A 24,634-nucleotide genomic window follows, 5' to 3' on the forward strand; every position below is an offset into this window, starting at 1 on the left:
CTGCCCGCTCACCTGTCCCCCGGGGCGTCGCCCCGCACCCCACCCTGACGGAGCATGCATGGGTCACCCGACCGAGCGCGAGCCGGACCCCGCCGGGTCCGCACCCGCCGAGCCTGCGCGCCCCGAAGCCGAGCCCGAGCCCCAGGCCGGAGTGCCCGCCGCGGCGCCCGAGGAAGCCGGTGCCGCCGAGCCGTCCGCCGCCGAGCCGTCCGCCGCGCCCGAGGTTCCCGCCGCCCCCGAGGTCGCGCAGCCGCCGGTCGCGCAGCCCCCGGTGGCGCAGGGGCCCGCCGCGACGGCGCAGGCTCCCGGGCAGCCGGCCGACGACGAGCCGGAGACGCCGTACGAGCCGCGCGTGCGGCTGTACGAGCAGCGCGTCATCGCGACCGTGCCGGCACCGTCGGGACCGCCGACGCAGGCGCTGCCGGCGGTGGCGGCGTCGGTCGCCGGCCCTTCGGCGGCCCCGGCCGGCCCGGCGTTCGCCGGCGGCCCTGCGAACCCGGCCGGGGCGGCCACGCCGCCGCCCGCGGACCCGGGCTCCCCGCTCGACGGCCTGGCCGGCGACGGTGCGCCCAGCCGCGCACCGAAGGTCGCGCTGTGGGCCGGCGTCGGGCTCGTGGTCGTCGCGGGCCTCTACGCGGGGGCGCAGTGGGCCGTCGCAGGGACGGTGCCGAAGGGCACCAGCGTCGCCGGGGTCGAGATCGGCGGGATGGACACCGGGCCCGCGGTCGCGGCGCTCGACGACGGCCTGGGCGAGCGTGCCGCCGAGCCGATCGACGTCCGGGCGGGCGAGGCCTCGAGCACGATCGACCCGGCCTCCGCGGGCCTGTCGTTCGACGCGCAGGCGACCGTCGACGGGCTCACGGGGTTCTCTCTCAGCCCCGCGCACCTGTGGGAGCACCTCGTCGGCGGCGACGCCGTACCGCCCGTCGTCGACGTCTCCCGGCCCACGCTCACCGAGGCGGTCGCCGGCCTGGAGGACTCCCTGAAGGTCGAGCCGGTGGACGGCTCGGTCGGGTTCAAGGGGGCCAAGGCCGTGTCCACGGACGCGGTCGAGGGGTCCAGCGTGCTGGTCGACGACGCCGTGGACGCCGTCGTGGACGCCTGGCTCGTCACGTCCGGGCCGGTCGACCTGCCGACCGAGGTCGTCGAGCCCGCGGTCACGCAGGCGGAGACGGACGCCGCCCTCGAGCAGGCGCAGCAGGTGGTGGGCGGCCCCGTCACGGTCGACGTGGGGGAGCAGTCCGCGGAGCTGACCCCGAAGCAGCTCGCCAAGGCGACGTCGTTCAAGAACTCCGACGGTGAGCTGAAGGCGCGGTTCGACGGCGAGAAGCTGGTCTCCGACATCGTGGACGACACCGACGACCTGCTCACCGAGCCGGACGACGCGCACTTCGTGTTCGCCGGCGGCAAGCCGGTCGTCGAGGGCGGGGAGCAGGGCACGACGCTCGACCCGGACGACACCGCGTCCGCCGTCGGCGATGCCGCCCTCTCGGACGACCGGACGACCGAGGTGAAGCTCGTCGAGCGCGAGCCGGAGCACACCAAGGAGGCCCTCGAGGACATGGGGGTCAAGGAGGTCGTCTCGTCCTTCTCGACCCCGCTCACGAGCGAGCCGATCCGCACCCGCAACCTCGAGCGGGGCGCCCAGATCGTCACCGGCACCCTCGTGGCACCGGGGGAGACCTTCTCGCTGCTCGACACCCTGTCACCGATCGACGAGTCGAACGGCTTCGTCGCGGCCGGCGTCGTGAGCAACGGCGTGCACACCGACGCCGTGGGCGGTGGCCTGTCCCAGATGGCCACGACCACGTACAACGCCGGCTTCCTCGCCGGGTACGACGACGCGGGCCACCAGCCCCACAGCTACTGGTTCAGCCGGTACCCCGCGGGGCGCGAGGCGACCATCTACGTGGGCGCCATCGACATGAAGTTCACCAACGACACCCCGTACGGCGCCGTCATGCAGTCGTGGGTCTCGGGCGGCGAGCTGCACGTGCAGATCTGGTCGACGAAGTACTACGAGGTCACGAAGCAGGCGGGCGACAAGCGCAACGTCGTGCCGGCCACGGCCGTGCACAAGTCGGGTGCGGGCTGCGAGCCGTACCCGGGCGGGAACGACGGGTTCACGATCACGAACTACCGGCAGGTCTTCCACGACGGCAAGCAGGTCAAGGACGAGTCGAAGACCTGGACCTACAAGCCCGACAACCCCGTCGTGTGCGACCAGCCGAAGGCCGACCGCGACGACGACCGCCAGCCCAAGGACGACGGCAAGGACGACGCCGCCGACGACGGGAAGGCCGAGGAGGACTGATGCTCGGACGCTCGGAACGCGAGTCCCCGGCGCACGCCGCGCAGGCGGCGCACGACGCGGGCTGGTCGGGGGTCGCCCCCGGGTCCGCGGTGGCCACGGCCGTGCCGGACGAGTCGATCGAGCTGCTGGACCTCGGCACGACGTCGGACACGCTGGCCACGGTGGCGACCATCGACGACCTGGCGGCGGTGGTGCACCTGGGGCATCCGGAGCAGCCGTCGCCGGGGCTCGAGGAGGCGCTGCTCGCAGGTGAGCCGTCGCTCATCGTCACGGCCGCCGTGCCGGTCGCGCCCCAGTGGGTGTGGGTGGCCCCGGCGGGCGCGACGGGCGGCCAGGTGGTCATCGACGAGGCGGGGATGCGGGACTGCCAGGACCTGCTGCGCGCCATGGGCGTGAGCCCGCGGCTGGTGCCGACCCGCACCCCGGTGGACGAGCGTGTCGCGCTGGCGGGTGCGGCCGGCTCGCTCGTGGTCGAGCGGTCCCGGGTGCCCGCGGGCTGGGTCGAGGTACCCGGCAGCGAGCGGCTCGCCGGGAGGCGGCCGGTCTGGTACGGGCTCCTCGAGGCGCGGGCGGCATGGCCGCGGTTCGACGTTCCCGCCCAGGTGTGGCTCGCCGTCGGGCCGTCGGACGACCACCGCGGGTCCCTGCAGCACACGCTGGCGGTCCTGTCGGCGGCGGGCGTCGACCTGCAGCACCTGCGCAGCCACCCCTCGGCCCACGGGCCGCACGTCTTCTTCACCTCGTTCGGCTGCGCGAGCGTCGACGTGCTCGACGGGCTCGTCGCGGAGCTCGACGGGCGCGGCGTCGCGCACCGCACGCTGGCCGTGCTGCCGGGCGAGGGCTTCGTGCCCGGCCCCGTGCCGCTGGCGCCGCGGTGGGCCACCGGCCCCGCCGGGGCGTGAGGGGGCGGCGGATGAGGATCGCGTACCTCGGGCCGGAGGGCACGTTCACCCACGAGGCGGTCCGGCGCTGGGCCGGCGCACGGACGAGGGGCGGCGACGCCGCGCAGCTGCCGCTGGCCACCGTCCGGGAGGTGCACGACGCCGTCGCGTCGGGCGCCGCTGACCGCGGGGTGGTGGCGATCGAGAGCTCCGTCGAGGGGTACGTCGTGCCGTCCCTGGACGCGCTCGTGGGCAGCCCCGACGTGGTCGCGGTGGACGAGGTCGTGCTGGACGTCTCCTTCGACGCGTTCGTCCGTCCCGGGCACGCCGACCCGTCGGGGCTGCGCGAGGCGACGGCGCACCCGCACGGCCTGGCGCAGTGCACGCGGTTCGTCGCGGAGCACGACCTGCTGCCCGTGCCGGCGTCGTCGAACGCGGCCGCGTGCCGCGACCTCGCCGACCACCAGGTCGCCTTCGGGCCGAGGCTGTGCGGAGAGCTCTACGGGCTGGAGACGCTCGCGACGGGGGTGGAGGACTTCGCCGGCGCGCGCACGCGGTTCGTCGTGCTGTGCCGCCGGGACGACGCGACCGCCGCGTGGGCGCCGGTGCGCGCGGCGGGGCACGCCCGCGACGCGTGGCGCACCATGGCCGCCGTGACCCCGGTGGTCACCGGGCCGGGCGTGCTGGCGCGGGTCACGGCGGAGTTCGCCGAGCGCGGCGTGAACATGTCGAGCCTCGTGGAGCGCCCGTTGAAGGTGCGCGAGAGCCAGTACGTGTTCGTCGTGACGCTCGACGGCGCCCCCTGGGAGCCGCAGGTGCGCGACCTGTTCGCCGCCCTGCTCGGCGCGGGCGACTCGCTCAAGGTGCTCGGCGCGTTCCCCGTGGCGCCCGGCGGGCCGGGCCTCGACGGCGTGCTGCCCGACCACGTGCCGACGGGCAGCGTGCTGGGCTCGGACGACGACGCGACGGTCGCGCGGGGCCTGCTGTGGTGAACGACGCGCGGGACGGCCGGGTCGGGGTCGTCGGCCTCGGCCTGGTCGGCGGGTCGCTCGCGCGGCTGCTCGCAGCGCGCGACGTGGACGTCGTCGCGACGGACACCGACGCCGGCACCCGCGGCGACGCGCGCGCCGTCGGGCTGCGCGTGGCGGACGATCTGGCGGACCTGTGCGCCGAACGTCCCGGTGTCGTCGTGCTCGCCGTCCCGCTGCGCGCCGTGCGCGCCACGGCCGCCGAGCTCGCGCCGCTGCTGGCGGGTGGCGACGCGACCGTGACCGACGTCGGCTCGGTCAAGGGCCCGGTCCGGGCAGCGGTCCTCGCCGCGGGGCTGGGCGACCGGTACGTCGGGGCGCACCCGATGGCCGGCACCGAGCACAGCGGCTTCGCCGCGTCCGACGCCGGCCTGCTCGACGCGGCGCCGTGGGCGGTGACCGTGGCCGAGCCGGGGGGTGCTGCGCCCGACGAGCCCCGGCGTCTGGCGCAGGTGCTGCGCCTGGTGACGGGTCCGCTGGCCGGCACCGCCGCCGTCGTCACCGACGACCGGCACGACGAGGCGGCCGCCCTGGTGAGCCACGTGCCGCACGTGCTCGCCACCCAGCTGCTCAACGCCGTGGCGGGCGCGCCGGTCCGCGACCTCGCGCTGGGCCTCGCCGCCGGCAGCTTCCGCGACGGCACCCGGGTCGCGCTCACCGACCCGGCCCGCACGGAGGCGATGGTCACCGAGAACGCTGCGTGGGTGGCGCCCGCGCTGCGCAAGGCGGTGCGCGACCTCGAGGTCGTGATCGGCGCCCTGGAGACGAACGGCTCGCTGCACGACGTCTTCCACGCCGCCGACGACGTCCGCGAGCTGCGCGCGGGGGGCCGCGCGCGCCCGGCGGGTCCCGAGGAGTCGCTGCCGGTCGGCGACGCCTGGACGTCCGGCCTGGTCGACGACCTCGTGGCGCGCTGCACGGCGGGCGCCGTCGTCGTGGGCGTCGACGACGGCGCGGTCCGGGTGCGCGCGCCGCGCTGAGCGGTACGACAGTCTCGCAGGCTCGGGCCGCGGCTCAGGTCTGGTCGGGCCGCCCCCGCCGCGGTCGCCGCGGCGGGACCGGCTTCACGGCCTCGACGTCGTCGGCGGCGACGGCCACCTCCGGCAGGTCGGGGGAGCGGTCGGGACGCACGCGCAGGCCGGCGGGCCCGACGGCCGTGAGAATCCCCACGACGTCCGCCCACCGGGCCTCGTGCTCGGCCGCCTCGGCGGGGGACAGGCGCCGCCGCACGACGACGCGGGTGCCCGCGGGCACCCCGCGCCAGGCGGGCGGGGGTACGGCAGGTGGGACGGCTGACGGCGGAGGCACCACGTCAGCGATACTAGAGTTGGTTCGGCGCCCGGCTCTCCGGCGCGCGCCCTCGTCACCTGGAAGGTAGCCCGCAGTGACCTACGTGATCGCTCAGCCGTGCGTCGACGTCAAGGACAAGGCGTGCATCGAGGAGTGTCCCGTGGACTGCATCTACGAGGGCTCGCGCTCCCTGTACATCCACCCGGACGAGTGCGTGGACTGCGGCGCCTGCGAGCCGGTGTGCCCGGTCGAGGCCATCTACTACGAGGACGACGTCCCCGAGCAGTGGAAGGACTACTACCGCGCCAACGTCGAGTTCTTCGACGACCTCGGCTCGCCCGGCGGCGCCGCGAAGATGGGGCTCATCGAGAAGGACGACCCCATGATCGCCGGCCTGCCGCCCCAGGCCTGATGGGGTTCGCCGACCTCAGCGGACTGCCCTACCCCTGGGACACGCTCGAGGACGTGCGGGCGACCGCCCGTGCGCACCCCGGCGGCGTCGTGGACCTGTCGATCGGCACGCCGGTCGACCCGACCCCGCAGGTCGTGCGCGACGCGCTCGCCGCGGCGTCCGACGCCCACGGCTACCCGCTGACGCACGGCACGCCCGCGCTCCGGGAGGCCGTGACGGGCTGGTTCGCCCGCCGCCGCGGGGTCCCCGGTCTCGACCCGGACGCCGTGCTGCCCACGGTCGGCTCCAAGGAGCTCGTCGGCCTGCTGCCGTCGCTGCTGCGCCTGGGCCCGGGCGACGTCGTCGTGCACCCGGCGGTCGCCTATCCCACCTACGACGTCGGGGCGCGGCTGGCCGGTGCGACGCCGCTGGCCACGGACGACGTCGACGCCTGGGCGGGGCGCCGCGACGTGCGCCTGGTGTGGGTCAACTCGCCCGGCAACCCGACCGGCGAGGTCGCCGACGTCGCGCACCTGCGCCGCGTGGTGGAGGCGGCGCGGGAGATCGGCGCCGTCGTCGTGGGCGACGAGTGCTACGCCGAGCTGCCGTGGGCCGACGCCTGGGTCGGCGACGACGGCGTCTCGCGGGTGCCCAGCCTGCTCGACCCGCGAGTCACCGGGGGTGGCACCGAGGGTCTGCTCGCGGCGTACTCGCTGTCGAAGCAGTCCAACGTGGCCGGGTACCGCGCGGCCTTCGTGGCCGGCGACCCCACCCTCGTGTCGGGTCTCCTGGCCACCCGCAAGCACCTCGGGATGATCGTTCCCGCGCCGGTCCAGGCGGCGATGACCGCCGCCCTGGGCGACGACGCGCACGTCGCGGCCCAGCGCGAGGTCTACCGCGGCCGCCGCGCCGCGCTGCTCGGCGCGCTCGGGACGGCGGGCTTCGTCGTGGACGGTTCCGAGGCCGGCCTCTACCTGTGGGCCCGCCCGGCGGACGGGACGCCACTCGCGGGCGCGACGTCGCGCGACCTCGCGGCGTGGTTCGCCCGCCGCGGCATCCTGGTGGGGCCGGGGGAGTTCTACGGCGACGCGGGGCGGTCGCACGTCCGCGTCGCGCTCACCGCACCCGACGGGTCCGTGGCCGAGGCTGTGGCGCGCATCACAACTCTGTGACCCGACGGATGGCTGCGGCTGGGTGAGGGATTGGAACACCTTGGTGTTGGGGGGTAGGTTCGACCGCAGGCCGAGGTAGCCCTGGAGGATGCCACGGCCGGCGTGCCCCGGGCCGCCCCCGTCCCAGAGTCACGAGTCACGCGCCCACCGGTCCCGTCGTCGGGAGTCGGCAGGCCCGTCACGGAAGGAAGACATGACGTCCACCACGCCTGCCGCAGGCACCACGGGCGACTCCGCCTCGGTCGAGCTCGTCGTCGACGGTACCGCTCGCCAGCTGCCCGTCGTCCCCGCCACGGAGGGCAACGACGGCATCGTCGTGTCGTCCCTGCTGAAGGACACCGGGCTCGTCACGGTCGACCCCGGGTTCACGAACACCGCGTCGTGCCAGTCGGAGATCACGTACATCGACGGCGACCAGGGCATCCTGCGCTACCGCGGGTACCCCATCGAGCAGCTGGCCGACTCGTCCACCTTCCTCGAGGTGGCGTACCTGCTGATCCACGGCGAGCTGCCCTCCCCGGCCGAGCTGTCGGCGTTCGAGGAGCGGGTCAACCGCCACACGCTGGTGCCGGAGGGCTTCCGTGCCTTCCTGTCGTCGTTCCCGCGCGGCGGCCACCCGATGTCGATCCTGGCCTCGGCGGTCAACGCGCTCGCGACGTACTACCCCGAGTCGCTGGACCCGCACGACCCGGAGGCGGTCGAGCTCGCCACGGTGCTGATCCTCGCCAAGATCCGCACCATCACGTCGTACCTGCACCGCGCCACGCGCGACGAGCCGCTGATGTACCCGGACTACGCCCGCGGCTACGTCGACGACTTCCTGCGCATGACGTTCTCGCGGCCGTACGAGCAGTGGGAGTCCGACCCGGTGCTCGTGTCCGCGATGGACAAGCTCCTCATCCTGCACGCGGACCACGAGCAGAACTGCTCGACGTCCACCGTCCGCATCGTCGGCTCGTCGAACGCGACGCTCTACGCGTCGGTCGCCGCCGGCATCAACGCGCTGTCGGGCCCGTCGCACGGCGGCGCCAACGAGGCGGTGCTCACGATGCTCGAGAGCATCCGCAGCGGCGACGACTCCGTCGAGACCTTCATGAAGAAGGTCAAGAACAAGGAGGCCGGCGTCCGGCTCATGGGCTTCGGCCACCGCGTCTACAAGAGCTACGACCCGCGCGCCGCGATCGTCAAGAAGCACGCGGACGCCGTGCTGGGCCAGCTCGGCGCCAAGGACGAGCTGCTCGACATCGCCCGCGGGCTCGAGGAGATCGCGCTGCACGACGACTACTTCGTCGAGCGCAAGCTCTACCCGAACGTGGACTTCTACACCGGGCTCATCTACAAGGCCATGGGCTTCTCGCCGGCCATGTTCACGCCGCTGTTCGCGCTGGGCCGCATGCCCGGCTGGATCGCCCAGTGGCGCGAGATGATGAACGACCCGCAGACCAAGATCGGCCGCCCGCGGCAGGTCTACACCGGTCCGACCGAGCGCGACTACGTGCCGCTCGAGCAGCGCTGAGGCTCTCGCCTCCAGGACGGGTACCGCACCGACGCCGGCCGTCGGCCCGCGACCAGGACGATCACGACAGGACGATCGTCACCTGGCCGTCGGGCCGGCGGTCGGCGTCGTCGTCCACGACGGACCACGTGCCGTCCTCGCGGGTCCACACCTGTGCGTCGGCCCGCACCTCCTGCGCCCCGGAGACGGACGCCGTCGCGACCGCCCAGTGCGCGACGGCCCACGTGGCGAGCTCGCCGTCGAGCGGCACCGCGGTCGCGTCCACGACGACGGCGTTCACGTCCTCGGCGGACGTGTCGGCGCGCAGGGCGTCGGCGGGCAAGCCGAGGTCGCGCGCGCCGCGCTCGGCGAGCAGGTCCCGGGCGGCTGCGCCGGACGGGGCCTCGTCGTCCTCGGTGGGCGGCAGGTCGCAGGTGATCGCCCCGGGGGAGTGGCCGGTGAGCGCGGACGCCCAGGCCCGCGACCGGGTCTCGTGCTGCCCGTACGCGTCGGGGAACCCGGAGCGCTGCACCGCCTGGGCGGCGACCGTGACCTCCAGGTTCTCGTAGCCGTCGACCTCGACGAGGCCGTCGTAGAACTTCCCCGTCGAGTAGACCGGGTCCATGATCTCGTCGACGGTGCCCCACCCCTGGGAGGGGCGCTGCTGGAAGAGGCCCACCGAGTCCCGGTCGCCGTAGTCGATGTTGACCAGCCGGGACTCCTGCAGCGCCGTCGCCAGCCCGATCGTGGCCGCCCGGCCCGGCAGCCCGCGCTGCACGGACGACCCGACGATCAGGGCGGCGTTGTCCGCCTGGACCGGCGTGAGGTACCACGACGTGCCGTCCAGCTCGGCCGCGCACCGCTGCACCGAGGGCGTGTCGACCCGGTTGAGGAACCAGACGACGCCGGCCGTCGCCCCGGCGCCGGCGACGAGGACCACGGCGAGGGCTGCGCCGGCAGCCCCCCGCCGGCCTCTCCGCCGGCCCCGTCGGCCGGACACCTCAGTTGGCGTGCAGCGCGGCGTTGAGCTCGATGCCCACGCCGCCCCGCTCCAGCACCTCGACCGCGCCGGTGCGCGAGTTGCGGCGGAACAGCAGGTTGTCGCGACCGGCGAGGTCGCGGGCCTTGACCACCAGCGGGTCGCCGTCGGCGCCCATCTCGCCGAGCACGGTGACCTTGGTGCCCGCGGTGAGGTAGAGGCCGGCCTCGACCACGCAGTCGTCGCCGAGCGGGATGCCGAGGCCGGCGTTGGCGCCGAGCAGCGACCGCTCACCCACGCTGATGACCTCCTTGCCGCCGCCCGACAGGGTGCCCATGATCGACGCGCCGCCGCCGACGTCGGACCCGTCCCCCACGACGACCCCGGCGGAGATCCGGCCCTCGACCATGGAGGCACCGAGCGTGCCGGCGTTGAAGTTGACGAAGCCCTCGTGCATGACGGTGGTGCCCGACGCGAGGTGCGCGCCGAGGCGCACGCGGTCGGCGTCGGCGATCCGCACGCCGGCGGGCACGACGTAGTCGACCATGCGCGGGAACTTGTCGATCCCGTACACCGTGACGGCGCGGCCGGTGTCGGCGCGCAGGCGCAGGCGCGTGGCCTCGAAGCCTTCGACGGCGCACGGGCCGTGGGACGTCCACACCACGTTGGTCAGGACGCCGAAGAGGCCGTCCAGGTTGAGGCCGTGGGGCTGGACCAGGCGGTGGGAGAGCAGGTGCAGCCGCAGGTACGCGTCCCGGGTGTCCTGGGGGGCGGCGTCGAGGTCGATCACGGTGCGCACGACGACGACGTCCACGCGGCGCGCGTCGTCCCGCTCGGTGAGGGCGTCGAGCTCGGCCGGGATGTCGACGTCGGTCTCCGGCGGCGCGCCCAGCACGGGCGCGGGGTACCAGACGTCGAGCGTGGTGCCGTCGTCGGCGACCGTGGCGAGACCGAGGCCCCAGGCGGGGCGGGAGAAGGCAGGCGTCGTCATGCGGCCCAGCGTAGTCGGCGCGTCTGCCACGATGGTGCGCGTGACCACGGACAGCACACCCCCTTCTCGCGACCCCCACCCCGGCCCCCGCGCGGACGCCCGCCTGGACGCCCTGCTCGACCCGGAGACGGTCGCGACGTCGGACCTCGTGGACCTGCTGGCCGCGATCTGCGACGTCCCGTCGGTCTCCGGCGACGAGGCCGCGCTCGCGGACGCCGTCGAGCGGGTGCTGCGCGCCCAGCCCCACCTCGACGTGCTGCGCGACGGCGACGCCCTCGTCGCCCGCACCCGCCTGGGCCGCGCCCGACGCGTGGTGCTCGCGGGCCACCTGGACACCGTGCCGCTGACCGACCCGCCGAACCTCCCCACGCGCCTCCAGGCGGCCGCGGACGGGACCGTCGAGATGTGGGGCCGCGGCACCGTGGACATGAAGGGCGGCGTGGCGATCATGCTCGCGCTCGCCGTCGAGCTGGGTCGCGCGGGCAGCGAGCCCGCCCACGACGTCACGTACGTCTTCTACGACCACGAGGAGGTCGAGGCGTCGCTCAGCGGGCTGGGCCGTCTGGTGCGGAACCACCCGGAGGCGCTCGAGGGGGACGTCGCGATCCTGGGCGAGTCGAGCAACAACGGCATCGAGGGCGGCTGCAACGGGACGCTGCGCGTCGAGGTCCGCACCCACGGCGTCGCCGCGCACTCGGCGCGCGCCTGGGCCGGGGTGAACGCGATCCACGCGGCGGCGCCGGTGCTCGAACGGCTCGCCGCCTACGAGGCGCGTGAGGTCGAGGTGGACGGGCTGGTGTACCGCGAGAGCCTGGGCGCCGTCGGCATCCGCGGCGGCATCGCGGGCAACGTGGTGCCGGACGCCTGCACCGTCACGGTGAACTACCGCTTCGCCCCGTCGCAGGGCGTCGCCGAGGCGGAGGCGCACGTGCGCGAGCTCTTCGAGGGCTTCGAGGTGGTCGTCACGGACGCCGCCCCCGGGGCCCGGCCGGGCCTCGACGACCCGCTCGTGGCGGACTTCGCCGCGGCCGTCCAGGCCGCGACCGGTACCGCGCCGACGCCCAAGTACGGCTGGACCGACGTCGCGCGGTTCGCCGAGCTCGGCATCCCCGCCGTGAACTTCGGCCCGGGGGACCCCGTGCTGGCGCACAAGGACGACGAGCGCCTGCCCGTGGCCCGGCTCGCGGTGGGTCGCGACGCCCTGCGCGGCTGGCTGCTCGGCGGGCCCGCGGGTGGCGTGGATAGTCTCGAGTCATGACGCGAGCGACGACCTCCCCCAGCGCCCACGGACCCGAGCGCGGCGACGACGGGGTGCCCGAGAAGGGCAAGGGCTACCGCAAGGGGCCCGTGCTGCTGCGGGGCAAGGAGATCCCGGCCCAGACCACCGACCAGAGGCTCCTCTCCGGCGGCGGCGACTCCGACTGGGTGCACTCCGACCCGTGGCGCGTGATGCGGATCCAGTCGGAGTTCGTCGAGGGCTTCGGCGCCCTCGCCGAGGTGGGCCCCGCGGTGTCGGTGTTCGGGTCGGCCCGGACGTCCCCCGACCACCCCGACCACGCGCTCGCCGTCGAGGTCGGGCGGCTGCTCGCCGAGGCCGGCTACGCGGTGATGACGGGCGGCGGCCCGGGGATCATGGCGGCGGCCAACGAGGGGGCGCACCACGCGGGCGGCACGTCCATCGGGCTCGGCATCGAGCTGCCCTTCGAGCAGGGCATGAACGAGTTCGTGAACCTGGGCGTGAACTTCCGCTACTTCTTCGCCCGCAAGACGATGTTCGTCAAGTACGCGCAGGGCTTCATCGTGCTGCCGGGCGGCTTCGGCACCTTCGACGAGCTGTTCGAGGCCCTCACGCTCGTGCAGACCCACAAGGTGACCGAGTTCCCGATCGTGCTGGTCGGCTCCGACTACTGGGGCGGGCTGCTGGAGTGGCTGCGCACCGCCGTGGCGGACCGCGGGATGATCGGCCGGGCCGACCTCGACCTGCTGCACCTCACGGACTCGCCGGAGGAGGCCGTGCGGTACGTGATCGAGCGCGGGCGGGCACTCGCCGCCTCGGAGCGCGAGGCGTTGGACGAGCTCGTCGAGGACCAGCGGGACGCGGCTGACGACGCGGGCGAGGCGGCCGACGCCTCGTGACGACCGACGCCCCGTCCCCGGCCGGCGTCCCGGCGGCGGGGACCCCGCTGGTGCTGCGCGGGCGGGAGGTCGGCCGCGGCCCCGACGGGGTGCTGCGGCCCGTGGTGATGGCGATCGTCAACCGCACCACGGACTCCTTCTACGCCCCGGCCCGGCGGCCCGACGACGGCGCCGCGCTCGACGCGGCGCACCAGGCCTGGGCGGACGGCGCGCAGATCCTCGACGTCGGCGGGGTGCGCGCCGGCGTCGGCCCGGACGTCGACGAGGCGGAGGAGATCGGCCGCGTGGTCCCGTTCGTCGCGCGGGTGCGCGAGGAGCTGCCCGACCTGCTGGTGTCGGTCGACACGTGGCGCTCCGGCGTCGCCCGCGAGGTCGTCGCCGTCGGGGCGGACCTCGTCAACGACACCTGGGCGGGGCACGACCCCGCGCTCGTGGAGGTGGCCGGCGCGGCGGGGGTCGGGGTCGTGTGCTCCCACACCGGCGGGGCGGTGCCGCGCACCGACCCGTACCGCGTCGAGTACCCGCCCGCCGGCCACCCGTCCGTCGACCAGGCCGTGCCCGGGGAGGCCGCCGACCCGCGCGACGGCGTCCTGGACGACGTCGTCGCGACGCTGCGCGCGGCCGCCGCGCGGGCCGTCGCCTGCGGCGTCCCGCCACGGTCGGTGCTCGTGGACCCCACGCACGACTTCGGCAAGAACACCTGGCAGTCGCTGCACCTCCTGCGCCGCACCGCCGCGCTCGCGGGGCTCGGCTACCCGCTGCTCATGGCGCTCAGCCGCAAGGACTTCGTCGGGGAGACGCTGGGGCTGGCCCCCGGCGACCGGCTGGAGGGCACCCTCGCGGCCACCGCGCTCGCGGCATGGCAGGGCGCCACCGTCTTCCGCGCCCACGACGTCGTCGCCACGCGGCGCGTGCTCGACCTGGTCGCCGCCGTCCGCGACGAGGCCCCGCCCGCTGCGGCGCTGCGCGGCCTCGCCTGAGGCCGCCTGACCTGGCCGGGCCGGGCCGGGTCTCGCCAGTCGACCCCTGACGTCCGGGGTGTGGAAGTCAGGGGTGGGTTCTGACCTAGAATGGTGGGGCGCGCCTCGTCTCGCCCCCGCCGACCGGCGGGCAGCGGGCAGGGGGCAGGCCGAGGAACCGGACAACGGAATGGAGAGCCACAGATGGCTGCGATGAAGCCGCGGACGGGCGACGGGCCGCTGGAGGTCACCAAGGAAGGACGCGGCATCGTCATGCGGGTCCCGCTCGAGGGTGGCGGCCGTCTGGTCGTGGAGCTGAACGCCACCGAGGCGACCGAGCTGGGTGAGGCACTCCAGGCCGTCGTCGCGTGACGACGGCGCGGTAGGAGCAGGACGGCGGGCGCCGGGCGACGAGGTCGCCCGGCGCCCGCGGTGTCTCACTGCCGTACGGCGAGGAGCAGTCCGTCCCCCGACGGGGCCAGGGCGGACAGCACCCGGTCGTCGGAGCGCAGCGCGCGCCCGACGTCGCGCACCACGGTGGTCACCTCGTCGCGCCGCGCAGGATCGGGCACGCGCCCGCCGTGGAGCGCGCCGTCGACGGCGAGGACGCCGCCGGGGCGCAGCAGCCGCAGGCCGGCCTCGACGTACTCGGGATAGGAGTGCGGCTCCGCCCCGACGAGCACGAGGTCGTACGCGCCGTCGGTGAGCCGGGGCAGGACGTCGGCGGGCCGGCCGGGGATGGCCCGGGTGCGACCCGGCGCGACCCCGGCCTCGGCGAAGGCCCGCTTCGCGGCGCGCTGGTGCTCGAGCTCGGCGTCGATGGTCGTGAGCACGCCGTCGGCGGGCATGCCGCGCAGGAGCCAGAGGGCGGCGACGCCGGTGCCCGTGCCGACCTCCACGACGGCCCGCGCGCCGAGCGCCGCGGCCACGACCTGCAGCAGCGCCCCCGTGCCGGGGGAGACGGCCCCGCAGCCGAGCTCCGCCGCGCGCTCGCGGGCACGGAGCAGCACCTCGTCCTCGGGGACGAAGGACTCGCTGTAGGCCCAGGCTGCGGTGCGACCGCTGCGGGCGTCGACGTCGGTGGTGATGGCGGTCCTCCACGGCGGGGTCGCCGGCGGACGGCCGGCGCGGGTGATGCTGCGGTGATCGTACGCGGGAACGCCGCGGCGCGCCCGGACGTTGCCGTGGGACGATGGTGATGATGACGACCGACCCCGCTCCCGTGCAGGACGTGCCCGAGGCCCCCGCCGAGGCGACCTTCGGCGCGCCCGAGGACGCCGCGTCAGCGCCGGCATGGACGCCCCCGACGTGGGACGAGATCGTGCGCGAGCACTCGGCGCGCGTGTACCGGCTCGCGTACCGGCTGAGCGGCAACCGGCAGGACGCCGAGGACCTCACCCAGGAGACGTTCCTGCGCGTGTTCCGGTCGCTCTCCAGCTACACCCCGGGCACGTTCGAGGGGTGGCTGCACCGCATCACGACGAACCTGTTCCTCGACCAGGTGCGGCGCAAGAAGCGCATCCGCATGGAGGCGATGGGCGACGACGCCGCCCGCGTCGCCGCCCCCGAGGACCACGGTCGCCCCGAGCGCGGGTTCGAGCACGCGAACCTGGACCACGACGTGCAGGCCGCGCTCGACGCGCTGCGCCCCGAGTACCGCGCCGCGGTCGTCCTGTGCGACATCGAGGGCCTCAGCTACGAGGAGATCGCCGTCACCCTGGGCATCAAGCTCGGCACGGTCCGCTCCCGCATCCACCGCGCCCGTGCGCAGCTCCGCGACGCGCTGGAGCACCGGCGCGCGGAGGTGACCGCGCGGGACGCGAACGGCGGGGCGGCGTCGTGACGGGGTACGCCGGGTCCGGGCACCTCGGGGCCTGGGTGAGCGACCTGGCCGACGGCCAGCTCGACGCCGCGGCGACCGAGCGCGCGCTCGCGCACGTCGCGGGCTGCCCCCGGTGCGCGACCGAGCTCGACGCGGCCCGGGCCGCGCACCGCGCGCTCGCGGCAGCCTGCGACGTCGCGCCCGACCCGGAGCTCACGAACCGCCTGCTCGCGCTGTCGGCGTCCATCCCGTCGACGACCGGCGACCCGCTGCGCGACCGCGGCCGGTCCGCGGACTGGGAGCGTCCCCGGGCGTGGGAGCCGTCCCTGTCGGGCGACCTGGGTTCCCGACGGCGGCACCGGACCCGGCGGCTGGTCGCCGCGGGGGCGGGCGGCGTCGGCGTGCTCGGCGTCGCGCTGTTCGTGCTGGGGCAGGCCCCCGTGGTGACCCCGGACCCGTCGCGGGTCGCGGCGCTGACGCTGCTGGCGGACGCCGAGCCGGGCGGGCACGACGTGGCGGCCGGCCGCGCGGCCACCGCCGACGCCCTCACCTGGCTGGCCGACCACGGCTGGTCCGCGCCCGCCGCGCTGCCCGAGGGGTACGCCGTGACCGCGCTGCGCACGGACGGCTGCGCCGGCGCCGGCGGCCCGGACGCGGCGGCCGTCGAGCTGGACCTGTCCGGGCCGGACGGCAGCGCCGTCGCGTGCCTGCGGCAGGGTCGGCTCGCGGACCTGGGCACGGCCGTCGCCGGCACCACCGACGGGGCCACCGACGGGTCGGCGGGCGGGCTCGCCGTCCGCGGCCACGACGTGCGGGTGCTCTCCGCCGATCCGTGGCACGTGGCCTGGCAGTCGGGGGACACCGTCGTCGACGTGGCGACCGACGTCGACGCCGACGCGCTCGCCGAGATCGTGGCGGCGTTCCCGGGCTCCGCCGAAGGGGACGACGCGGGCGTGCTGCGCGAGATCTCCCGCGGCTGGACCATCATGACCGGCGCGATGTCCGGCGCCATGTCCGACGCGATGTCCGGAGCGATGACAGGAGCCGTCTGGCGCCGATGACCGAACCGTCCCGCCCCGCCGACGACCTGTTCGCGCCGCCCGAGCCTCCGGCCCGCGCGCCGGAGCCCGACCCGTACGTGCCGCCGCCGGCGGCGACCCTGTTCCCTGCCACGGTGTCGGCGGTGCCGGCACCGGCCGACATCGAGCCGCCGACCGCGGCGGTGCCGGAGACGGCGCCTCCCGCGCGGCCGGCGCGCCGTCGCCGCCCGGGGGCGGCGGCGGTCGTGGTGCTGGCCCTCGTCGCGGGTGCCGTCGGCGGCTTCGCGGGGGACCGCGTGTCGGACGCCCTGGACGACGGGAGGCCCGCGGACGCGGCGCTGCCGACGTCGGGCGGGCAGGACGCGGACGAGGGCACGGCCGCCGGGGCGTCCGCCGGCGCGGACCGACCGGACGGCTCCGTCGCGGCGCTCGCCGCCGACGTGCTGCCGAGCGTCGTCTCGATCCAGGTGCAGGGCGCGAACGGGGCGTCCAGCGGGTCGGGCTTCGTGCTGCGCGAGGACGGGTACATCCTCACGAACAACCACGTGGTCGCCCCTGCGGCGGCCGCGGGGGGCTCGGCGGTCGTGGTCTTCGCCGACGGCCGCAAGCGCGACGCCGAGGTGGTGGGCCGCACCGCGGACTACGACCTGGCCGTGGTGAAGGTGGACGCCGACGGCCTGGAGCCGCTGGTCCTCGGGGACTCCGACGCCGTGGTGGTCGGCGACCCCGTGCTCGCCGTCGGCGCCCCGCTGGGCCTGGACTCCACGGTGACGACCGGCATCGTCAGCGCCCTGCACCGGCCGGTGCAGGCGGGGGACGAGACCGGGGGAGGCGCGGCGACGGCGTTCATCGACGCCATCCAGACCGACGCGGCGATCAACCCGGGCAACTCGGGCGGCCCGCTGATCGACTCGGGCGGCGAGGTGGTCGGGATCAACTCGGCGATCGCGCAGCCGCCGGGCGCGATGTCCGCCACCGGCAGCATCGGCCTCGGCTTCGCGATCCCCGCGTCCCAGGCGCGGCACACCGCCGAGCAGCTCATCGAGTCGGGCCACGCGACGTACCCGGTGATCGGGGCGCTGCTCGACACCACGTACACCGGAGAGGGGGTGCAGGTCTCGTCCGGGCCCCAGCAGGGCCAGCCGGCCGTCACCCCCGACGGCCCGGCCGACCGGGCCGGCATCCGCCCCGGCGACGTCATCCTGGAGATCGACGGCCGGCCCGTGACCGTGAGCGACGCCCTCATCGTGGCGATCCGCGCCCGCCAGCCCGGGGACGCGGTGACGCTGCGCGTGCGCACCGACGGCGAGGAGCGCGACGTCCGGGTGGTGCTGCAGGAGCGCGAGAGCGAATAGGCTGTCCGCGTGTTCGACATCAACGGCGGTGAGCTCATCATCATCGTGGTGCTCGCCGTCCTGCTCATCGGGCCCGAGCGCCTCCCCGGGTATGCCGCCCAGCTGGCCTCGCTCGTGAAGCGCGGCAAGCGCCTGCTGCAGGACACCAAGGCGCGTGTGGACACCGAGCTGGGGCCGGAGTTCAAGGACGTCGACTGGTCCAAGCTCGACCCGCGCCAGTACGACCCCCGTCGCATCGTGCGCGACGCGCTCATGGACGACGACGACGGTCCTGCCCCCGCGCCCCGCGCCGCAGCGGCGGCGGGCGGCACCGCGACCGCCGCCGCCACCAGCTCCTCCGACGAGCGCCGCGCCGCCGTGCCCGCCCCGTTCGACGACGAGGCCACGTAGCCCGTCGGGCCGGGGCGGACGGGTTTCCGAGCGGTCCGGCCGACCTGCCACAATGGACGGCATGTCCGACGTCGCCACCTCACCGTCCCTCCAGCGCGGAGCGTCCGCGCCGGGACTGCCCCGCATCTTCTCCGGCATGCAGCCGACCGACGGGTCGCTGCACCTCGGGAACTACCTGGGCGCGCTCGCCCAGTGGGTGGCGCTCCAGGACGGCCACGAGGCGCTGTACTGCGTCGTCGACCTCCACGCCCTGACGGTGAACCCGGACCCGGCGGCGCTGCGTGAGCGCACCCGCCGCACCGCCGCCCAGTACCTGGCCGGCGGCATCGACCCCGAGCGGTCGATCCTGTTCGTGCAGTCGCACGTGGCCGAGCACGCGGAGCTGGCGTGGCTCCTGTCCTGCCAGACCGGTTTCGGCGAGGCCGGGCGCATGACCCAGTTCAAGGACAAGTCCGCGAAGCAGGGCTCCGAAGGCACCACGGTGGGCCTGTTCACCTACCCCGTGCTGATGGCCGCGGACATCCTCCTGTACGACACGGCGCTCGTGCCGGTCGGCGAGGACCAGCGCCAGCACCTCGAGCTCACCCGCGACCTGGCCGAGCGGCTGAACGCGCGCTTCGGCGAGGGCACCGCCGTCGTCCCCGAGGCGCACATCGTCAAGGCCGTGGCGAAGATCCAGGACCTCCAGGAGCCGACGGCGAAGATGAGCAAGTCGAACGCGGGCGGCAAGGGTGTCGTCTGGCTGCTCGAGGACCCGAAGAAGGCCGTCAAGGCCATCAAGTCGGCCGTCACGGACGCCGACGAGACGTACGGGGTGCGCTACGACCCCGCAGCCAAGCCGGGGATCTCGAACCTGCTCACGATCTTCTCGGCCGTCACCGGCCGCGGCGTCGACGAGATCGCCGCCGAGTACGACGGCCGCGGCTACGGCTACCTGAAGGTGGACCTCGCCGACGCCGTCGTCGCGTTCCTCGAGCCGTTCCAGGCGCGGGCGCAGACCTACCTGTCCGACCCGGCGCAGCTCGACAAGGTGCTCGCCGACGGCGCCGAGCGCGCGCGGGACATCGCGCGCCCGGTGCTCGACCGCGTCTACGACCGGTTCGGCCTGCTGCCCCGGGGCGCCCGGTGAACCTCCCCGACCGCGGCCCGGCCCAGGTGCGGATCGGCGTCGCCATCGCGGTGCCCGAGCCGTTCGGCTCGCGGCTCCAGGAGGCCCGTGCCTCGCTCGGCGACCCGCTGGCCCACGCCATCCCGCCGCACATCACGGTGATCGGCCCCACGGTCGTCGACGAGTCCGTGCTGGACGCGGTGGTCGAGCACCTCGAGAAGGTCGCGTCGGAGACCGCCCCGTTCCGGGTGCACCTGCGCGGGGCCGGCACCTTCCGCCCGATCTCGCCGGTGGTGTTCGTGGCCCTCGCCGAGGGCATCGCGGAGTGCGAGCAGCTCGAGACCGCCGCCCGCTCGGGCGTGCTGGCCCAGGAGCTGCGGTTCAACTACCACCCGCACGTCACCGTCGCGCACGAGGTCGCCGAGGCCGACCTGGACCGCGCCTTTGTCGAGATGGCTGACTTCGACGGCGTCTTCGAGGTGGACCGGCTCTGGCAGTACGAGCACGGCGACGACGGCGTGTGGCGACCGCAACGTTCGTTCCGGCTCGCGGGGGAGCACCCCGCTCCCTAGGGTCGCGGTGTGAACGACCGACTCGAACAGGCGAAGAGCCGGTCCCTCGTCGCGTACCAGTGGTTCAAGAGCCTGCGGCCGGTGCGGTCGTGGTACTGGTACGTCGACCGTCGCGGCGCCCTCCTGTGCGGCGGCATCGCCTACACCGCGATCTTCTCGCTCTTCGCGGCGCTGACGATCGGCTTCACGGTGTTCTCGCGCACGCTCGCCGACCGGCCCGAGCTCCAGGACGCGGTGTTCGAGCAGATCAACACCTGGCTGCCCGGGCTCATCGACACCGGTGACAGCGACGGCATCCTCGACCCCACGGACCTGCTGCTGCCCTCCGTCATCAACCCGGCGACCGTCATCGCCGCGGTCGTGTTCCTCTGGACGGCGATCGGGTTCATGCGCGCCCTGCGCATCTCCGTGCGGTCGATGTTCGACCAGCCCGTCGTCGGCGTCAGCCCGGTGCTGTCGAAGATCTGGGAGCTGCTCGGCTTCGTCATCCTCGGCGGGATGGTCGTCGCGTCCGCGGCCGCGAGCATCGTCTCGCAGACCGTGAGCCGGCGGGTCGAGGACCTGTTCGGCAGCAACTTCCTCGTCGCCCAGCTCACCGCGATCGGGACGGCCGCCGTGGGGATCCTCCTCGACGCGCTCCTCGTCTACCTCATCGTCCGCGTGGTCGCCCGCGTCCGGCCCCGCAAGCGGCGGGACTTCGTCCTGGGCTGCCTCGCGGCGGGCGTGGTCGCCGGCGCGCTGCGCTGGCTGGGCACGTCCGTGGTGGCCGCGGGCGCGTCGCGCAACGCGCTGCTGGCGGCGTTCGCCGGCCTGGTGACGGTGCTGGTGCTCGTGAACTTCGTGGCCCGGGTGCTGCTGCTGATGTGCGCCTGGGTGTACGACCCGCCCCGGCTGGACGAGATCGCCTACGCCGAGGCGGAGGTCGCCGCGCGCCGCGACGCCGCGGAGATCGAGCGCGTGGTGCGCCGGGGGCAGGGCTCCGGAAAGCCGTGGAGCCCCGTCGTCCGCGGGGTACGACGGGGCTCCTACGCCCTGCGGATGTCCAGCGTCCGCCGGGTCGGCCAGAGGAACGGGCCGGGGGTCAGAACGCGCGCGTGATCATCGCGCGCTTGACCTCCTGGATCGCCTTGGTGACCTCGATGCCGCGCGGGCAGGCCTCGGTGCAGTTGAAGGTCGTGCGGCAGCGCCACACGCCCTCCTTGTCGTTGAGGATCTCCAGGCGCTGCGTGGCGCCCTCGTCGCGGCTGTCGAAGATGAACCGGTGCGCGTTGACGATCGCGGCCGGGCCGAAGTACTGGCCGTCGGTCCAGAACACGGGGCAGGACGACGTGCACGCGGCGCACAGGATGCACTTGGTGGTGTCGTCGAAGCGCTCGCGGTCCTCGGCAGACTGCAGGCGCTCGCGCGTCGGCTCGTTCCCCGAGGTGATGAGGAACGGCATGATCTCGCGGTAGGAGGCGAAGAACGGCTCCATGTCCACGACGAGGTCCTTGACCACGGGCAGGCCCTTGATGGGCTCGACCGTGATCGGCTTGTCCGGGTTGACGTCCTTGAGGAGCGTCTTGCAGGCGAGCCGGTTGCGGCCGTTGATCCGCATGGCGTCGGAGCCGCAGACCCCGTGCGCGCAGGAGCGGCGGAAGGTCAGCGACCCGTCCTGCTCCCACTTGATCATGTGCAGCGCGTCGAGGACGCGGTCCGTGCCGTGCACCTGGACCGTGAAGTCGTCCCAGGTCGACTCCTCGCCGTGCTCCGACTCGGGGTTGTACCGCCGGATGCGGAGCGTGACCTCGAAGCTGGGGACGGCACCGGCCTTCGGCTCGGTGGCGGGGTTCTCGAGTACAGCAGTCATCAGTACTTCCGCTCCATGGGCTCGTACCGGGTCTGGATGACGGGCTTGGACCCCAGGACGACCTTGTAGTCCCCGAAGTCCTCGACGTGGTCGAAGTAGCCCGGGACGTGGCCGTCGCCGGCGTCGGGAGCCGACGTCGGACGGCGGTACGCCATCGTGTGCAGCATGTAGTTGGCGTCGTCGCGGTCCGGGTAGTCCTCCCGGTAGTGCCCGCCGCGCGACTCCTTGCGGTTGAGGGCGGCGACGACGGTCACCTCGGCGATGTCCAGCAGGAAGCCGAGCTCGATCGCCTCGAGCAGGTCCGTGTTGAACAGCTTGCCCTTGTCCTGGACGGAGACGTTCCGGTACCGCTTCTGCAGCTCCCGGATCTCCGCCAGCGCCTCGTTGAGGGAGTCGCCGGTGCGGAACACCTGGGCGTTCGCGTCCATGGTCTCCTGCAGCGCCTTGCGGACGTCCGCGACGCGCTCGCCGTCGGGGCGGTCGCGCATCTCGGCGAGCTGCGCCTCGACGCGGGCGGTCGGGTTCTCCGGGAGCTCCCGGTGCGGGCCCGCCGTCTTCGCGTACGCGGCGGCGGAGCGGCCGGCGCGCTTGCCGAAGACGTTGATGTCGAGCAGCGAGTTGGTGCCGAGGCGGTTCGAGCCGTGCACGGACACGCACGCGACCTCGCCGGCCGCGTAGAGGCCCTTGACGACGTTGTGGCTGTCGCGCAGCACCTCGCCCTGGATGTTGGTCGGCACGCCGCCCATCGCGTAGTGCGCCGTCGGGTAGACGGGCACGGGCTCGGTGTACGGCTCGATGCCGAGGTACGTGCGGGCGAACTCGGTGATGTCCGGGAGCTTGGCGTCGATGTGCGCGGGCTCCAGGTGCGTCAGGTCGAGCAGCACGTAGTCCTTGTTCGGGCCGGCGCCGCGGCCCTCGCGCACCTCGTTGGCCATCGAGCGGGCGACGATGTCGCGCGGTGCGAGGTCCTTGATGGTGGGGGCGTAGCGCTCCATGAAGCGCTCGCCGTCGGAGTTGCGCAGGATGCCGCCCTCGCCGCGCGCCGCCTCCGACAGGAGGATCCCGAGGCCCGCGAGGCCCGTCGGGTGGAACTGGAAGAACTCCATGTCCTCCAGCGGCAGGCCGCGGCGGTACGCCAGCGCCATGCCGTCGCCCGTGAGGGTGTGCGCGTTCGACGTCGTCTTGAAGATCTTGCCCGCGCCGCCGGTGGCGAAGATGATCGCCTTCGCCTGGAACACGTGGATCTCGCCGCTGGCCAGGTCGTAGGCGACGACGCCGGTCGCGTTGACCTCGGCACCGTCCTCGATCTGCTCGGTGGTGAGGTCGTGGTCCGTGAGCAGGTCCAGCACGTAGAACTCGTTGTAGAACTCGACGTTCTGCTTCACGCAGTTCTGGTACAGCGTCTGCAGGATCATGTGGCCGGTGCGGTCCGCGGCGTAGCAGGCGCGGCGCACGGCCGCCTGGCCGTGCTCGCGGGTGTGCCCGCCGAACCGGCGCTGGTCGATGCGGCCCTCGGGCGTGCGGTTGAACGGCAGGCCCATCTTCTCCAGGTCGAGGACCGAGTCGATGGCCTCCTTCGCGAGGATCTCCGCCGCGTCCTGGTCGACCAGGTAGTCACCGCCCTTGACGGTGTCGAACGTGTGCCACTCCCAGTTGTCCTCCTCGACGTTCGCGAGGGCCGCCGCCATGCCGCCCTGGGCGGCACCGGTGTGGGAGCGGGTGGGGTAGAGCTTCGAGATCACCGCGGTGCGGGCCTCGCCGGAGGCCTCGAGCGCCGCGCGCATGCCGGCGCCGCCTGCGCCGACGATGACGACGTCGTACTGATGTGTCTGCATCGGGGGGTGCCTGTCCTTAGTTCGAGAAGCAGATCGACGGCAGGAGCTCGGCCGGGGCGCCCGGCGGGCAGGGGTTGAACGTGAAGATCACGAGGGTGCCGAGCACGACCACGATCGTGAACGCCAGGTACAGCAGCACCTTGAGCACGCCGCGGGTGGAGTCCTTCTGGGCGTAGTCGTTGATGATGGTCCGCACGCCGTTGGTCCCGTGGATCATCGCGAGCCACAGCATCAGCAGGTCCCAGACCTGCCAGAAGGGGCTGGACCACTTGCCGCCGACGAAGGCGAAGTCGATCGCGTGCACGCCCTCGCCCACCATGAGGTTGACGAAGAGGTGGCCGAAGATCAGCACGACCAGCACGACGCCGGACGCCCGCATGAAGACCCAGCTGTACAGCTCGTAGTTGCCGCGGGTCGTCCTGCGGCGGGCGTAGGGGGACCGCGGGGCCGCGATGGCGGACGGGGTCTGGGTCGAGGCCATCAGTGCCCACCTCCGAAGACGTTCATCAGGTGCCGCGGCAGGAAGCCGGCCATGGTCACGACGAACAGGCCGACGACGACCCAGAGCATCGTCCTCTGGTACTTCGGGCCCTTGGCCCAGAAGTCGACGAGGATCACGCGGATGCCGTTGAACGCGTGGAAGACGATCGCGGCGACGAGGCCGGCCTCCCCGAGTCCCATGATCGGCGTCTGGTACGTCCCGATGACGGCGTTGTAGGCCTCGGGCGACACCCGGACGAGAGCCGTGTCCAGGATGTGCACGAGGAGGAAGAAGAAGATGAGCACGCCGGTCACGCGATGCGCGACCCAGGACCACATGCCTTCACGGCCGCGGTAGAGCGTGCCAGCAGGTGCTGTAGGCACGGGGGGAGCCTCCGTTGGCGGATTCTGTGTGGATTCCGTTCACGGTCACTGTAGTGACATCCGGTCGTCTCACGGCACACGAGGTCCGGCAAACCGGGACGGTCCGGTGCCTTTCGTGACCTATTCCACAGGGTTGACGTCGCCGACGGCCGCGTCGTCAGCA

Annotated in this window: 26 protein-coding genes; 18 read left to right on the top strand and 8 right to left on the bottom strand. The window is 74.2% G+C overall.

What is annotated here, in order from left to right:
• Window positions 1-58: 58 nt before the first annotated feature.
• From ACH443_RS03665 to ACH443_RS03680, 4 genes are read left to right on the top strand one after another with little or no spacing between them, the layout of a single operon-like run.
• On the top strand, window positions 59-2,314 hold the full coding sequence (locus ACH443_RS03665) for a VanW family protein (protein WP_430589508.1): 2,256 nt from the start codon (window positions 59-61) through the stop codon (window positions 2,312-2,314).
• Complete coding sequence (locus ACH443_RS03670; protein ID WP_429762528.1) at window positions 2,314-3,216, top strand: hypothetical protein; 903 nt, start codon at window positions 2,314-2,316, stop codon at window positions 3,214-3,216. Before ACH443_RS03665 ends, ACH443_RS03670 begins: the two co-directional genes overlap by 1 nt.
• A gap of 11 nt (window positions 3,217-3,227) precedes the next feature.
• Window positions 3,228-4,187 carry a prephenate dehydratase gene (locus ACH443_RS03675; protein WP_429762527.1) on the top strand — a complete coding sequence of 320 codons (960 nt, stop codon included), beginning with the start codon at window positions 3,228-3,230 and terminating at the stop codon, window positions 4,185-4,187.
• Window positions 4,184-5,203 (top strand): prephenate dehydrogenase, encoded by a 1,020-nt coding sequence (locus tag ACH443_RS03680; RefSeq protein WP_430589509.1) that lies wholly within the window; start codon window positions 4,184-4,186, stop codon window positions 5,201-5,203. The genes ACH443_RS03675 and ACH443_RS03680 overlap by 4 nt, the downstream gene beginning before the upstream one ends.
• Window positions 5,204-5,237: 34 nt before the next feature.
• Here ACH443_RS03680 and ACH443_RS03685 read toward each other — a convergent pair whose 3' ends face one another.
• Window positions 5,238-5,534 carry a hypothetical protein gene (locus ACH443_RS03685; protein WP_430589510.1) on the bottom strand — a complete coding sequence of 99 codons (297 nt, stop codon included), beginning with the start codon at window positions 5,532-5,534 and terminating at the stop codon, window positions 5,238-5,240.
• A gap of 73 nt (window positions 5,535-5,607) precedes the next feature.
• Between ACH443_RS03685 and fdxA the strand changes: the two genes are divergently transcribed.
• The 3 genes from fdxA (at window position 5,608) to ACH443_RS03700 (ending at window position 8,592) form a co-directional block, all read left to right on the top strand.
• A complete protein-coding gene (gene fdxA / locus ACH443_RS03690; RefSeq protein WP_429762524.1) occupies window positions 5,608-5,925 on the top strand; it encodes a ferredoxin in 318 nt (105 codons plus the stop codon).
• On the top strand, window positions 5,925-7,076 hold the full coding sequence (gene dapC / locus ACH443_RS03695; RefSeq protein WP_430557102.1) for a succinyldiaminopimelate transaminase: 1,152 nt from the start codon (window positions 5,925-5,927) through the stop codon (window positions 7,074-7,076). Before fdxA ends, dapC begins: the two co-directional genes overlap by 1 nt.
• Before the next feature lie 193 nt (window positions 7,077-7,269).
• A complete protein-coding gene (locus ACH443_RS03700) occupies window positions 7,270-8,592 on the top strand; it encodes a citrate synthase (protein ID WP_429762522.1) in 1,323 nt (440 codons plus the stop codon).
• A gap of 61 nt (window positions 8,593-8,653) precedes the next feature.
• Here ACH443_RS03700 and ACH443_RS03705 read toward each other — a convergent pair whose 3' ends face one another.
• Both ACH443_RS03705 and dapD read right to left on the bottom strand, forming a co-directional pair.
• Entirely contained in the window at window positions 8,654-9,511 is an 858-nt protein-coding gene (locus ACH443_RS03705) for a hypothetical protein (protein WP_430589511.1), read from the bottom strand.
• A 61-nt stretch (window positions 9,512-9,572) separates the two neighbouring features.
• Window positions 9,573-10,541, bottom strand: a complete 969-nt coding sequence (gene dapD, locus ACH443_RS03710; protein ID WP_430589512.1) for a 2,3,4,5-tetrahydropyridine-2,6-dicarboxylate N-succinyltransferase — start codon at window positions 10,539-10,541, stop codon at window positions 9,573-9,575.
• A 31-nt stretch (window positions 10,542-10,572) separates the two neighbouring features.
• On the opposite strand from dapD, the gene dapE reads away from it, so the two are divergent.
• The 4 genes from dapE (at window position 10,573) to ACH443_RS03730 (ending at window position 14,008) form a co-directional block, all read left to right on the top strand.
• Window positions 10,573-11,799, top strand: a complete 1,227-nt coding sequence (gene dapE / locus ACH443_RS03715) for a succinyl-diaminopimelate desuccinylase (RefSeq protein WP_429762692.1) — start codon at window positions 10,573-10,575, stop codon at window positions 11,797-11,799.
• Complete coding sequence (locus ACH443_RS03720; RefSeq protein WP_429762519.1) at window positions 11,796-12,677, top strand: TIGR00730 family Rossman fold protein; 882 nt, start codon at window positions 11,796-11,798, stop codon at window positions 12,675-12,677. Before dapE ends, ACH443_RS03720 begins: the two co-directional genes overlap by 4 nt.
• Entirely contained in the window at window positions 12,674-13,657 is a 984-nt protein-coding gene (gene folP, locus ACH443_RS03725; protein ID WP_430589513.1) for a dihydropteroate synthase, read from the top strand. Before ACH443_RS03720 ends, folP begins: the two co-directional genes overlap by 4 nt.
• A 183-nt stretch (window positions 13,658-13,840) precedes the next feature.
• Window positions 13,841-14,008, top strand: coding sequence for a DUF3117 domain-containing protein (locus tag ACH443_RS03730; RefSeq protein WP_111249454.1), 168 nt, complete (start codon window positions 13,841-13,843; stop codon window positions 14,006-14,008).
• Window positions 14,009-14,073: 65 nt separating this feature from the next.
• On the opposite strand, the gene ACH443_RS03735 is transcribed toward ACH443_RS03730, so the two are convergent.
• Window positions 14,074-14,646 carry an O-methyltransferase gene (locus tag ACH443_RS03735; RefSeq protein ID WP_429762517.1) on the bottom strand — a complete coding sequence of 191 codons (573 nt, stop codon included), beginning with the start codon at window positions 14,644-14,646 and terminating at the stop codon, window positions 14,074-14,076.
• Between the two features lie 191 nt (window positions 14,647-14,837).
• On the opposite strand from ACH443_RS03735, the gene sigE reads away from it, so the two are divergent.
• The 7 genes from sigE (at window position 14,838) to ACH443_RS03770 (ending at window position 21,021) form a co-directional block, all read left to right on the top strand.
• Window positions 14,838-15,479, top strand: a complete 642-nt coding sequence (gene sigE / locus ACH443_RS03740; protein ID WP_429762516.1) for an RNA polymerase sigma factor SigE — start codon at window positions 14,838-14,840, stop codon at window positions 15,477-15,479.
• Entirely contained in the window at window positions 15,476-16,519 is a 1,044-nt protein-coding gene (locus ACH443_RS03745) for a zf-HC2 domain-containing protein (protein WP_430589514.1), read from the top strand. Before sigE ends, ACH443_RS03745 begins: the two co-directional genes overlap by 4 nt.
• On the top strand, window positions 16,516-17,853 hold the full coding sequence (locus tag ACH443_RS03750; protein WP_430589515.1) for a S1C family serine protease: 1,338 nt from the start codon (window positions 16,516-16,518) through the stop codon (window positions 17,851-17,853). Before ACH443_RS03745 ends, ACH443_RS03750 begins: the two co-directional genes overlap by 4 nt.
• 9 nt (window positions 17,854-17,862) lie before the next feature.
• Complete coding sequence (locus ACH443_RS03755) at window positions 17,863-18,243, top strand: Sec-independent protein translocase TatB (RefSeq protein WP_430589516.1); 381 nt, start codon at window positions 17,863-17,865, stop codon at window positions 18,241-18,243.
• A 61-nt stretch (window positions 18,244-18,304) separates the two neighbouring features.
• The gene (trpS, locus tag ACH443_RS03760; RefSeq protein WP_429762511.1) at window positions 18,305-19,372 is read left to right on the top strand and encodes a tryptophan--tRNA ligase; all 1,068 of its coding nucleotides are present in this window, start codon (window positions 18,305-18,307) and stop codon (window positions 19,370-19,372) included.
• The gene (locus ACH443_RS03765; protein WP_429762510.1) at window positions 19,369-19,923 is read left to right on the top strand and encodes a 2'-5' RNA ligase family protein; all 555 of its coding nucleotides are present in this window, start codon (window positions 19,369-19,371) and stop codon (window positions 19,921-19,923) included. The genes trpS and ACH443_RS03765 overlap by 4 nt, the downstream gene beginning before the upstream one ends.
• 9 nt (window positions 19,924-19,932) lie before the next feature.
• Window positions 19,933-21,021, top strand: coding sequence for a YihY/virulence factor BrkB family protein (locus ACH443_RS03770; RefSeq protein WP_430555692.1), 1,089 nt, complete (start codon window positions 19,933-19,935; stop codon window positions 21,019-21,021).
• Here ACH443_RS03770 and ACH443_RS03775 read toward each other — a convergent pair.
• From ACH443_RS03775 to sdhC, 4 genes are read right to left on the bottom strand one after another with little or no spacing between them, the layout of a single operon-like run.
• Window positions 21,005-21,772 carry a succinate dehydrogenase iron-sulfur subunit gene (locus tag ACH443_RS03775; protein WP_429762508.1) on the bottom strand — a complete coding sequence of 256 codons (768 nt, stop codon included), beginning with the start codon at window positions 21,770-21,772 and terminating at the stop codon, window positions 21,005-21,007. The two genes, ACH443_RS03770 and ACH443_RS03775, sit on opposite strands and share 17 nt — an antisense overlap.
• Window positions 21,772-23,607 carry a succinate dehydrogenase flavoprotein subunit gene (gene sdhA / locus ACH443_RS03780; protein ID WP_429762507.1) on the bottom strand — a complete coding sequence of 612 codons (1,836 nt, stop codon included), beginning with the start codon at window positions 23,605-23,607 and terminating at the stop codon, window positions 21,772-21,774. Before sdhA ends, ACH443_RS03775 begins: the two co-directional genes overlap by 1 nt.
• Window positions 23,608-23,623: 16 nt before the next feature.
• On the bottom strand, window positions 23,624-24,088 hold the full coding sequence (locus ACH443_RS03785; RefSeq protein WP_429762506.1) for a succinate dehydrogenase hydrophobic membrane anchor subunit: 465 nt from the start codon (window positions 24,086-24,088) through the stop codon (window positions 23,624-23,626).
• Window positions 24,088-24,471 (bottom strand): succinate dehydrogenase, cytochrome b556 subunit, encoded by a 384-nt coding sequence (gene sdhC / locus ACH443_RS03790; RefSeq protein WP_429762505.1) that lies wholly within the window; start codon window positions 24,469-24,471, stop codon window positions 24,088-24,090. Before sdhC ends, ACH443_RS03785 begins: the two co-directional genes overlap by 1 nt.
• Between the last annotated feature and the right edge of the window lie 163 nt (window positions 24,472-24,634).

Origin of the sequence: Isoptericola sp. NPDC019571, from assembly GCF_044389385.1 — a bacterium.
Classification (GTDB): domain Bacteria; phylum Actinomycetota; class Actinomycetes; order Actinomycetales; family Cellulomonadaceae; genus Isoptericola; species Isoptericola nanjingensis.

Excerpts from the sequence above, each read along its gene's own strand:
- dapE (WP_429762692.1), top strand. The coding sequence starts at position 10,573 with ATGGTGCGCGTGACCACGGACAGCACACCCCCTTCTCGCGACCCCCAC.
- ACH443_RS03720 (WP_429762519.1), top strand. The coding sequence starts at position 11,796 with ATGACGCGAGCGACGACCTCCCCCAGCGCCCACGGACCCGAGCGCGGC.
- sdhA (WP_429762507.1), bottom strand. The coding sequence starts at position 23,607 with ATGCAGACACATCAGTACGACGTCGTCATCGTCGGCGCAGGCGGCGCC.
- trpS (WP_429762511.1), top strand. The coding sequence starts at position 18,305 with ATGTCCGACGTCGCCACCTCACCGTCCCTCCAGCGCGGAGCGTCCGCG.
- dapD (WP_430589512.1), bottom strand. The coding sequence starts at position 10,541 with ATGACGACGCCTGCCTTCTCCCGCCCCGCCTGGGGCCTCGGTCTCGCC.
- ACH443_RS03670 (WP_429762528.1), top strand. The coding sequence starts at position 2,314 with ATGCTCGGACGCTCGGAACGCGAGTCCCCGGCGCACGCCGCGCAGGCG.
- ACH443_RS03750 (WP_430589515.1), top strand. The coding sequence starts at position 16,516 with ATGACCGAACCGTCCCGCCCCGCCGACGACCTGTTCGCGCCGCCCGAG.
- ACH443_RS03665 (WP_430589508.1), top strand. The coding sequence starts at position 59 with ATGGGTCACCCGACCGAGCGCGAGCCGGACCCCGCCGGGTCCGCACCC.
- ACH443_RS03785 (WP_429762506.1), bottom strand. The coding sequence starts at position 24,088 with ATGGCCTCGACCCAGACCCCGTCCGCCATCGCGGCCCCGCGGTCCCCC.
- sigE (WP_429762516.1), top strand. The coding sequence starts at position 14,838 with ATGACGACCGACCCCGCTCCCGTGCAGGACGTGCCCGAGGCCCCCGCC.
- ACH443_RS03775 (WP_429762508.1), bottom strand. The coding sequence starts at position 21,772 with ATGACTGCTGTACTCGAGAACCCCGCCACCGAGCCGAAGGCCGGTGCC.
- ACH443_RS03730 (WP_111249454.1), top strand. The coding sequence starts at position 13,841 with ATGGCTGCGATGAAGCCGCGGACGGGCGACGGGCCGCTGGAGGTCACC.
- ACH443_RS03700 (WP_429762522.1), top strand. The coding sequence starts at position 7,270 with ATGACGTCCACCACGCCTGCCGCAGGCACCACGGGCGACTCCGCCTCG.
- dapC (WP_430557102.1), top strand. The coding sequence starts at position 5,925 with ATGGGGTTCGCCGACCTCAGCGGACTGCCCTACCCCTGGGACACGCTC.
- ACH443_RS03675 (WP_429762527.1), top strand. The coding sequence starts at position 3,228 with ATGAGGATCGCGTACCTCGGGCCGGAGGGCACGTTCACCCACGAGGCG.